3 protein-coding genes are annotated in these 2,886 nt (G+C 50.6%); 1 reads left to right on the forward strand and 2 read right to left on the reverse strand.

All coding sequences use genetic code 11. The annotated features are described in order from the left end of the window. Positions 1 to 312: 312 nt before the first annotated feature. The gene (locus tag ACJROR_RS00275; RefSeq protein ID WP_406545349.1) at positions 313 to 1,065 is read right to left on the reverse strand and encodes a hypothetical protein; all 753 of its coding nucleotides are present in this window, start codon (positions 1,063 to 1,065) and stop codon (positions 313 to 315) included. A 104-nt stretch (positions 1,066 to 1,169) separates the two neighbouring features. Then, positions 1,170 to 1,820 carry a hypothetical protein gene (locus tag ACJROR_RS00280; RefSeq protein WP_406545350.1) on the reverse strand — a complete coding sequence of 217 codons (651 nt, stop codon included), beginning with the start codon at positions 1,818 to 1,820 and terminating at the stop codon, positions 1,170 to 1,172. Between the two features lie 464 nt (positions 1,821 to 2,284). Here ACJROR_RS00280 and ACJROR_RS00285 point away from each other — a divergent pair, with 464 nt between their 5' ends. Then, positions 2,285 to 2,686, forward strand: a complete 402-nt coding sequence (locus ACJROR_RS00285) for a hypothetical protein (RefSeq protein ID WP_406545351.1) — start codon at positions 2,285 to 2,287, stop codon at positions 2,684 to 2,686. The last annotated feature ends 200 nt before the right edge of the window (positions 2,687 to 2,886 follow it).

Below are 2,886 nucleotides of genomic sequence, written 5' to 3' on the forward strand. Positions count from 1 at the left end.
ATGATATGGCGTAAGGGGGATGCAACATAGTGTAATGCAAGGCAAAAACACGTCATGGCCAGCCCCCATTAGCCCCGCCTCTTTAGAGCTTAGCCATAATTTTCATCCCGAACCATCGCAATGCGGCTTTTGAGCCGTATTTGCCTCGTGAAGATCTTATGCCTTGTTTTTCGTATTCCGGAACCTGCTCATGTACGCAAAAAGGAATCGGTTCCTTTTGAAGATGCGAGCCCCGCTTGTTAAGTTTTGCCGCCAGAATTTCAGGTCAGCGCCGTTCCAAATGCGGGGTTACAGACATAAACCGCCCCAAAATTACTTTGACACCCTTTCAAACGGAGCCTGATAGCCAGTGCCTTCCATGCGGATCACCTTCTTGATCTCAAATGAAGTGATCCCGAAATCCCGGCCCAGCGGGGATCTCTTTTCGGTATCGCCGTCATATTCGATCTTCACGCAGTTCGGCTTATCCTTTACGGTAAAGACCTCTTTGGCGCTGTCATACGAAGCCTTGTAGGAGCAGGAATGAGTTTCCCCGCCGCCGTCAGATTCGTTTACCTCAAGAGTGTAGGCATCACCGGTCTTGGCTACCTGGATATTGTAGCCGCCGTTAAAGTCATATGACCAAGATCCGGTCTCTCCGGACTCGGGGCCGATATAACCGGCAACGCCGTATACCTTATCGCCGGCCTTCTGAATAAGCTGCCGGGTTTCAACGAAGGCGTAGGTAACAGGAGTGTCATCATCTTCCTCGTCTTCATCGGCATCCTCCGGTTCGGTCTGTTCCCCGATAACCTCGCAGTCAATGGTGTCCAGCGCTACCTTGAGGGCTTCGGCCTTGGGATCATAGGCCGCTTTGCACTTGCAGAGGGTATAGGTTTTTGCGGTGTCAGGATTTTCGGAGTATTCCTCCATAGCAAAATCATTGCCGCTTTTGACGATTTTGATCACCTCGTTTTCAAGATAGGGATGCTCCCATCTTCCGGTGATATCATTCTCTGTAATGGCTGCGAGACCGGTTACCGGCAAAGCCAGCAGAATACCCAAAGTCAGTTTATGAAGCTTCATATCAATCATCCTTGTGGTTGTGATGTTGTACAGTAAATGTCGTACCGAATACCTCAGGCTTTTCCGGGAAAACTTCCGGGGTATCTTCGGATGGGAAAATCAGATTATTCGGCGGACGACTTCAGGGAAAGGATCTTTTCCTCTGCCTGCTCCCGGTACTGACAGCTCTGAGTATCCTGCAGAGAACAGCCGATACTGGCGACATTATGGGCCTCCTGAAAGAGACCGCCCTCATAAAGCAGTCCGGCCGCCCGTCCGCAGCCCGTCCCCTGTCCGGAAACGCAGCCGATCATCCAGATCTCCGTCATAACCTGCTGCTCGTTCTGCTTCCCGGGATCGCCGGTGTATTCTTTGATTAGATAGCACAAAGGGGTATTAAGACTCCGGCAGCCCTTGTTAAAATACTGAACCGCATCTTCGCGGGCGCTCTCCTTGCGGTAATCCGGGCTCGTGCCGTCAAGATACATAAGTCCCCGGAACAGGCAGACTGCATGGTAGCTCTTCCCGCAGCCTCTCTCCATATAGTGAGCCGCGGCGCTGTAATTGCCGGCGTCATAGTAGCCCAGGGATGTTTTTATCCAGATCGCGACGGCGTCATCCTGAGAATCCTCCGGCTCCTCTGCTTCTTCCGTAAGCATGAAAATAACAATAACAAACGGCAGAGTAGCCATAAGCAGGCAAAAGATGGTGTGAACCCAGTCGCTGTGTCTGTCAGGGCCGGATTTCCGGCTGTGAAAAAGGTTAAAAATGCTCATTCCGTGTTACCTTTCGGGGAAAATGCGGAGATTTTCGCATGCTGTCATGATACCGGAGCAAGGTTCATTCATTACCCCTTCGCGCCGGCAAAATCTGACTGCTTCTTTTTCGGCTGGCGCTTTCCGCATCGCAGCCGTATCTCCGGGTAAGAGGCAGCGCCTCTGAAAAAGAACCAGCTCCTGCATATAATACCGGAAGCTCCCGGATAAAAACGTGCCGATCCCCGCAATCGGAGGGAAGAAGCCGCTCTGGCGCGAAATTTTGCCATTCCGGATTAGCCTTTAGGGGCATCCGGCAGCATTGTGAGCCCGAAACTGTTCCAGACTGCCTCCATTGTCTCCCTTTGGATGGCCCCTTCCCGGGCGATGCCCCGGCCGCGAAGCCGGCGCCAAAGCATAAGAAGCATGAACTCCCCGGAATCAGGCCAAAAAAGACAGAGACAGAGCCGGAGCAAAAGAAGCAAATGATAAGCGGAGAGAGAAATGCCGAAAGGCCTGAACCTAAGCTTCCCGAAACAGCTTTATTCCGCCGCTGGTTCATTCTGTTCCGCCGTAAGGTCGCTGTCAAAATCGTAGAATATGGACATGTACCTGAAACGCTCCGTGACTTCGATATCAGGATACTTTTCACACAAGTTTACCGTCATATAAAGCTCATATTTCCCACCGTGTTTGCCATGCTTCTCAAACCTCCGATAGATGCAGATTTCCGAGGTGTGGCCATCACTGAAGAAGGCCTTCGCCGTGAAGTGCCGCAGATCAGATTTGCTGGGCAGGGCAAAATTTTCTTTTGCAATGCCCCGTTTTTTCAGCGAATTATCCTGTTTCTGAGTGATTTTTCACGGGGTTTCAGAGCTTGCTTTTGAACGATCTGCGGCATTTTTGGATAGATCACGGCGCGGGCCTGCCTGTGATAAGCCATAGCGGCTCGCCTTAGATCATTTTATGAAAAATTGCTTACATCCCCGTTTACATAAAGCCGTCATAAAATAGTGTTTCCCGGCTTTTCAGATATGAGAAATCCCCTGTAATTTTCTTTCATTTTCATAATTCTTTCAGCATTTTA

Source organism: Succinimonas sp. (assembly GCF_045225735.1).
Classification (GTDB): Bacteria; Pseudomonadota; Gammaproteobacteria; order Enterobacterales; family Succinivibrionaceae; genus Succinimonas.

What these genes read in the sequence shown, in the direction of transcription:
- ACJROR_RS00285 (WP_406545351.1), top strand. Translation starts at nt 2,285, where the DNA reads ATGATAAGCGGAGAGAGAAATGCCGAAAGGCCTGAACCTAAGCTTCCC.
- ACJROR_RS00280 (WP_406545350.1), bottom strand. Translation starts at nt 1,820, where the DNA reads ATGAGCATTTTTAACCTTTTTCACAGCCGGAAATCCGGCCCTGACAGA.
- ACJROR_RS00275 (WP_406545349.1), bottom strand. Translation starts at nt 1,065, where the DNA reads ATGAAGCTTCATAAACTGACTTTGGGTATTCTGCTGGCTTTGCCGGTA.